Genomic DNA, 6,966 nt, shown 5'->3' with positions numbered 1-6,966 from the left:
ACCGTGTGGTGCGGGGCTGCGGTGGGGGTCAGCGCGCGGTAGGCCGCGGAGATGCCGACCACGGGGTCCGCGGCGGCGGTCGGGGCGTTCGTGCCGGGCAGCGGGACGGAGGCGGTGTCCCGCGCGGGAGGCTCCTCCCGGTGGCGGGTGCCGGGATCCGGTTCGAGCAGGGCGAGGATGCGGGCGGCAACCTTCCGTTTGACCGGACGCGGTGCCGCGCGGAGTGCGACCGCACCGGCGACCGCGACCAGGCACAGGGCGTACAGCGTGATCACCCAGGGCTTCGGCTCGCGGCCCGCGTACAGGCCGTGGATCAGCGCCGAGCACCAGGCGGGGTAGGAGAGCATGTGCAGCGCCCGCCAGCGCGACGCGATCCGCGCGGGGGAGGCGAAGGCGCTGCGCAGGGCGCCGGTGACGGCCGTGGTGATCATCAGGAGCCCGGCGAGCGAGCCGAGTCCGATGAGCCCGGCACTGCCCGAGACGCCGAGTCCGAACGGCATCAGGGCGCCGAACAGCGACACGTGGTCGAGCGCGACCTTGACGGTGCCGTGCAGCAGCAGGAAGCCGACGGAGGCGATCGCGGTGGCGCGGTGCACGGCCTGGGCGAGCAGGCGCTGGCGCGAGTGCAGGAACAGGCGGTCCGTGGCCACCAGGCCCCAGACCACGGCCGCGGTCAGGGAGACCAGGGAGAGGACGCCTGAGGTGAAGTCGATGGCGTCCCGCAGTCCGTCGCTGCCCGCGAAGACGAGCAGGGGTATCAGGAGCAGTGCTCCGACGCCCAGGACCCGGGACAGGGGTATGGAACCGGAAGGCGCACCCGGGAATGAGTGCGGCCGTGGTGGGGAGGCTGAGCGAACGGACGACCGGGACGGCGAACGGGGAGACGATCGGGGGAGGGAACGGCTCTTGCGGTGCGGGTGCAGAGGGTTCATGGGGGCGGCTCCGAAATGGTTCGGTCCCGCCGCATGCTAAGTCGCTCCATACCGGTGGGTACGGGGTTTGAGTTATTGCGTTGTTATCAAAGTGCGACACGATCTTGGTGTTGCCCCGATAGCGGGCGGTACGCGGAGTAACCCTTGGCCAAGGCATGGGAGCGGCGGCGTTCGAATGCTGCGCCGTGGAAGCTCGTCGCGACCCGCGGGAGGGCTGCGGTACCCTGACGCCATGCGTGCCGTACGCCTTCTGCTTAGCGGGCCGCGCTGATCAGTCCCGACCGCCGGTGAATCGCGGTCGGAATCGGCGCGGCGTCCCCTCCTGTGCGAGGGGCATTTTTGTTTGACCAGCACGGTCAATTCCGCAGGCAGAGACGATCGATGGAGCTTTGAGGATCATGAGCGAGACGAATTCTGCTGCCGCCTCCGAGGCGGCCGCGCCGCACCGCTATACGGCCGCTCTGGCCGCGGACATCGAGGCACGCTGGCAGGACTTCTGGGACGCCGACGGCACCTACGAGGCGCCGAACCCGAGCGGCGACATGGCCGCGCGGGACGAGGCGGAGGCCGCTCTGGTCGGCAAGCCCAAGAAGTTCATCATGGACATGTTCCCGTACCCCTCCGGAGCGGGCCTGCACGTCGGTCATCCCCTGGGCTACATCGCCACGGACGTCTACGCGCGCTTCCAGCGCATGACCGGCCACAACGTCCTGCACACCCTGGGCTTCGACGCCTTCGGCCTGCCCGCCGAGCAGTACGCGGTGCAGACGGGCACCCACCCGCGGGTCTCCACCGAGGCCAACATCGAGAACATGAAGTCCCAGCTGCGCGCGCTGGGCCTGGGCCACGACAAGCGGCGCTCGTTCGCCACGATCGACCCCGAGTACTACAAGTGGACGCAGTGGATCTTCGTCCAGATCTTCAACTCCTGGTACGACGCCGACGCCGCGCAGGCCCGCCCGATCGCCGACCTGGTCGCCCAGTTCGAGAGCGGCGAGCGTGCCGTACCGGACTCCACGCGCGCGTGGAGCGAGCTGGACGCCGCCGAGCGTGCCGAGGTGCTGAGCCAGTACCGCCTGGCTTACGCCTCCGACGCGCCCGTCAACTGGTGCCCCGGCCTGGGCACCGTGCTGGCCAACGAGGAAGTCACCGCCGACGGCCGCTCCGAGCGCGGCAACTTCCCCGTCTTCAAGTCCAAGCTGCGCCAGTGGAACATGCGCATCACCGCGTACGCCGACCGGCTGCTGGACGACCTGGACGCGCTGGACTGGCCCGAGGCCATCAAGCTGCAGCAGCGCAACTGGATCGGCCGCTCCGAAGGCGCCCGGGTGAGCTTCCCCGTGGGCGTCGAGGGCGACGCGATCACCGTCTTCACCACCCGCCAGGACACCCTGTTCGGCGCGACCTACATGGTCCTGGCGCCCGAGCACGACCTGGTCGACAAGGTCATCCCGGAGACCTGGCCCGAGGGCACCCACGACGTGTGGACCGGCGGTCACGCCACGCCCGCGGAGGCCGTCGCCAAGTACCGCGCCTTCGCCGCCGCCAAGTCCGACGTCGAGCGCCAGGCCGACGCCAAGGAGAAGACCGGCGTCTTCACCGGCGTCTACGCCACCAACCCGGTCAGCGGCGAGCAGGTCCCCGTCTTCATCGCCGACTACGTCCTGATGGGCTACGGCACCGGCGCGATCATGGCCGTCCCGGCGCACGACAGCCGCGACTTCGCCTTCGCGCGCGCCTTCCACCTGCCGATGCACTGTGTGGTCGAGCCGTCCGACGACCGGGGCACCGACACCAGGACGTGGGACGACGCCTTCTCCTCGTACGAAGCGAAGCTGATCAACTCCTCGAACGAGGAGATCTCCCTGGACGGCATGGACGTCGAGGGCGCCAAGGCCCGCATCACGGGCTGGCTGGCCACCCGCGGCATCGGCGAGGGCACCGTCAACTTCCGCCTCCGCGACTGGCTGTTCAGCCGCCAGCGCTACTGGGGCGAGCCCTTCCCGATCGTCTACGACGAGGACGGCGTCGCGCACGCGCTGCCCGAGTCGATGCTGCCTCTGGAGCTGCCCGAGGTCGACGACTACTCCCCGCGCACCTTCGACCCGGACGACGCGAACACCTCTCCGGAGACGCCGCTCTCCCGCAACGAGGAGTGGGTCAACGTCACCCTGGACCTGGGGGACGGCGCCGGGCCGCGCACCTACCGCCGCGAGACCAACACCATGCCCAACTGGGCGGGTTCGTGCTGGTACGAGCTGCGCTACCTGGACCCGCGCAACGACCGGCAGCTGGTCGACCCCGCCGTCGAGCAGTACTGGATGGGCCCGCGCGAGGGCCAGCCGACCGGCGGCGTCGACCTGTACGTGGGCGGCGCCGAGCACGCGGTCCTGCACCTGCTGTACGCGCGCTTCTGGTCGAAGATCCTGTTCGACCTGGGCCACATCTCGTCGGCCGAGCCGTTCCACAAGCTGTACAACCAGGGCATGATCCAGGCCTACGTCTACCGGGACAGCCGCGGCTTCCCGGTGCCGGCGGCCGAGGTCGAGGAGCGCGACGGAAAGTTCTTCTTCGAGGGCGAGCCGGTCAAGCGCGAGCTGGGCAAGATGGGCAAGTCCCTGAAGAACGCCGTCACGCCGGACGAGATCTGCGACGAGTACGGCGCGGACACCCTGCGCCTGTACGAGATGGCGATGGGCCCCCTGGACGTGTCGCGTCCCTGGGACACCCGCGCGGTCGTCGGTCAGTACCGTCTCCTGCAGCGGCTGTGGCGCCTGATCGTCGACGAGACGACCGGCGAGGTCACCGTCGCCGACGTCGCTCAGGGTGACATCGACGAGGCCACCCTGCGCGCCCTGCACAAGGCCATCGACGGGGTGCGCCAGGACCTGGACGGCATGCGGTTCAACACCGCCATCGCCAAGATCACCGAGCTGAACAACCACCTGACGAAGGTGGGCGGCGCGGTGCCGAAGTCCGTCGCGGAGGGCCTGGTGCTGCTGATCGCGCCGCTGGCCCCGCACATCGCCGAGGAGCTGTGGCGCAAGCTGGGCCACACCGACTCGGTGGTCCACCGGGACTTCCCGGTCGCCGACCCGGCGTACGTCGTGGACGAGTCCGTGACCTGCGTCGTGCAGATCAAGGGCAAGGTCAAGGCGCGCCTGGAGGTCTCCCCGGCCATCTCCGACGCCGAGCTGGAGAAGGTGGCGCTGGCCGACGAGAGGGTCGTGGCCGCGCTGGGCGGTGCGGGGATCCGCAAGGTGATCGTGCGGGCGCCGAAGCTGGTGAACATCGTTCCCGCGTGATCGATCCCGTGTGACCGGGCCCGCGTGACCGGTCACCGTGACTGCTGCCGCGTAGTGGCATCGGGGTCTTCCCTTACGGGCAGGTTGGGGGTTCCGCTGGAACCTCCGACCTGCCTTCTCCGTTTACGGTGGAAGGAGTCGCTGGAGCGGACTGGATGCGGAGAGGAGCGTCATGGAAGCCGTGGGCGCGATCGTGGCGCTGCTTTTCGTGCTGTTCTTGGTGCTGGGCGTGTACGCGACAGTGAAGGCGGTCCGGGCGGCCAAGCGCGGCGTCGACCGCACCATCATGGAGGCCCGCCGGACGGTCGAGGACACCACGCTCCGGGCCAGGAGCTTCGCGCAGGTGGGCAGCGCCGGTGAACTGGCCCAGCTGCGGCTCGCGTTGCGCACCTCCATGCGGGCCACGCAGGACGTCCTGCAGGCGGGCGCCGCCGAGGACGCCTCGCTGAAGGAGACCCTGGACCTCTTCGACCGCCTCAGCGTCCATGGACACGAGCTGGACGACGAGCTCCGGCGTCTGGAGCGCGACCCGGACAAGGCCGCTCTGGCCGAGCGGCTCCCCGAGCTGCGGGAGCGCACGGAGCAGATCAAGAAGGCCGCCGACTCCCTGCGGTGGTCGGCGCGCGACCGGGCCCGCCGGTTCGCCAACGACGACCTGGACTCGCTGAGCACGCAGATCGACATGGAAGCGGGCGCCCTGCGGCACTGGACGACGGAGCCCTCGTCCACCGACCGGACCCCCGCAGAGTGGCCCGAGCCCGCGCCGGAAGGCGGCAGGGGCGCCGAGCAGACCTGGTCCGAACCGTCCGGCTCCGCCCGGCAGGCGGCACAGGAGCCGACGCAGCCCGCGATCACGCCGCCCACGGCGCGAGCGCCGTATCCGTGGGAGAAGAAGGCCAAGCCCGAGAGCACGACCTGATCCGCCCGCTGCCGGGCGAGGACCCGGACGACCTGGGAGCGCCTCCGGGGGAACCGGGAGCGGCCCCGGGGGAACCGGGCGGGCAGGGGCCGGACTGCCACCCGACGGCGCAGACAGGTAACCTCCAGCTCATGTCCCGCCATGTCGCGATCGTCACGGATTCAACGGCCTACCTGCCGCAGGGGACGATGGAGCGGCACAGCATCACCGCGGTGCCCCTGACCGTGGTCCTGGGGGATCAGGCGCTGGAGGAGGGGACCGAGATCTCCGCCCGCTCCCTCGCCCAGGCGCTGCAGAAGCGGAAGTCGGTGACGACGTCCCGGCCAAGCCCCCAAGTCTTCGCGGAGACCTACCGCAAGGTCGCGGAGGCGGGCGCGACCGACATCGTCTCGCTGCACCTGTCCGCCGAGTTCTCCGGTACGTACGACGCCGCGGTCCTCGCCGCGAAGGAAGCGCCGGTGCCGGTGCGGGTGGTGGACACCGGCATGGTGGCGATGGCACTCGGCTTCTGCGCCCTCGCGGCGGCGCAGGCCGCGGAGGCGGGCGACTCGGCCGAGGAGGCGGTGGCGGCCGCGGAGAAGCGGGCCGCCGGTACGTCCGCGTTCTTCTACGTCGACACTCTCGACTACCTCCGCAGGGGCGGCCGCATCGGCGCCGCGCAGGCGCTCCTGGGCTCCGCGCTCGCCGTCAAGCCCCTGCTGAAGCTGGACGGCGGCCGCATCGACATGCTGGAGAAGGTGCGGACCGCGTCGAAGGCGATCGCCCGGCTCGAGGAGATCGTGGTCGAGCGGGCAGGGTCCGGCCGGGTCGACATCGCGGTGCACCACCTGGCGGCACCGGACCGGGCTTCGGCGCTCGCCGAGCGGCTCAGGGAGCGGGTGCCGGACCTCGCGGAACTGCATGTCAGCGAGGTCGGTGCGGTGATCGGGGCGCATACGGGGCCGGGGCTGCTGGGAGCTGTCGTCTCGCCTTGCTGAGTCCCGTGTGGAGTCCCACGTGCGGGTGACGGAGATATCCACAACTGCCGGGTAATCCACGGAAATCGAGCAAGATCAACAACTTTTCGTGGCGGTGCCTAACGTCGTCGGCATGGCACTTCGATCAACTTCCCGGACATTTCCCCGGGCGTCTTCCCGGGCATCTTTCACGACGAGCGGGCCCGGTCGCGGCCCCACGTCCGACGGTCGCGCATTCGACGGCCGAGCCGGTAACCGTCATGCCCGCGGGCGGGCCCGTCGCCGACGCGCGGTGGCGACGGACGCGTTCCGGCGCCGGGCGGAGACCCTCTTCGCCGAGCCTCAACCACAACCACAACCTCAGCCACCTCCGCTCCCGCCTCCGCCTCCGCGTTCACTCCCTTCGCGGCCTGCGGACCCCTCACCGAGGTTGGACGTGGCGGCTCCGGACGCCGCGTTGGTGGGCGGGACTTGGGCCGGATACGCATCGGGTCCGCCTGTGCGCAGGCCCGGGTGGGCGCGGGAGGCGGACGCGGCGGAAGCGGAGGCAGGGGCAGGCGTAGCGGTAGACGCGGGGGCGGCGAGGTCTGCATCGGGTGCTGCGCGGGAGCTGTCGGAGTCCTCGCGACGGGAGCGGCTGGGGCTCGCCGTGCGGGAGCGGCTTCCGATGTGGCTGCAGGCGCGGTGCGGTCTCGAACGGCGAGCCGTGGTCGCGCTCGTCGTGGTCCTCGGGGTGGCCGCGGTCTTCGCCGCCCAGCATTTCTGGACGGGGCGGGCCCAGCCCGTGCGGCCTCCGGACGTGGTGCGTGCGGCGGGCGCCGTCCCTGAGCGGGGCGCGGAGCCGACTCCGTCGC

The 6,966-nt window shown here is 70.9% G+C and carries 4 protein-coding genes and 1 pseudogene; 4 read left to right on the top strand and 1 reads right to left on the bottom strand.

The window, feature by feature from the left end; all coding sequences use genetic code 11:
* Nucleotides 1–932: ferric reductase-like transmembrane domain-containing protein (locus AOK03_RS28955; protein WP_482256328.1), on the bottom strand; the 932-nt coding region annotated here is incomplete at its 3' end.
* Nucleotides 933–1,330: 398 nt separating this feature from the next.
* Here AOK03_RS28955 and leuS point away from each other — a divergent pair.
* From leuS to AOK03_RS28935, 4 genes and pseudogenes are all read left to right on the top strand, one after another.
* Entirely contained in the window at nucleotides 1,331–4,237 is a 2,907-nt protein-coding gene (gene leuS / locus AOK03_RS28950) for a leucine--tRNA ligase (protein ID WP_055568316.1), read from the top strand.
* Nucleotides 4,238–4,409: 172 nt separating this feature from the next.
* On the top strand, nucleotides 4,410–5,156 hold the full coding sequence (locus tag AOK03_RS28945; RefSeq protein WP_055568315.1) for a hypothetical protein: 747 nt from the start codon (nucleotides 4,410–4,412) through the stop codon (nucleotides 5,154–5,156).
* A gap of 131 nt (nucleotides 5,157–5,287) precedes the next feature.
* Entirely contained in the window at nucleotides 5,288–6,133 is an 846-nt protein-coding gene (locus AOK03_RS28940; RefSeq protein WP_055568314.1) for a DegV family protein, read from the top strand.
* Nucleotides 6,134–6,779: 646 nt separating this feature from the next.
* Nucleotides 6,780–6,966 (top strand): annotated as a pseudogene (locus AOK03_RS28935) (DNA-binding protein); the annotation flags it as partial.

The sequence above is a fragment of the Streptomyces atriruber genome (assembly GCF_001418325.1).
GTDB classification, from domain to species: Bacteria; Actinomycetota; Actinomycetes; order Streptomycetales; family Streptomycetaceae; genus Streptomyces; species Streptomyces atriruber.
Note: the sequence above shows the minus strand (reverse complement) of the source record. Positions and strands in the feature narration are given on the sequence as shown.

What these genes read in the sequence shown, in the direction of transcription:
- leuS (WP_055568316.1), top strand. Translation starts at nt 1,331, where the DNA reads ATGAGCGAGACGAATTCTGCTGCCGCCTCCGAGGCGGCCGCGCCGCAC.
- AOK03_RS28945 (WP_055568315.1), top strand. Translation starts at nt 4,410, where the DNA reads ATGGAAGCCGTGGGCGCGATCGTGGCGCTGCTTTTCGTGCTGTTCTTG.
- AOK03_RS28940 (WP_055568314.1), top strand. Translation starts at nt 5,288, where the DNA reads ATGTCCCGCCATGTCGCGATCGTCACGGATTCAACGGCCTACCTGCCG.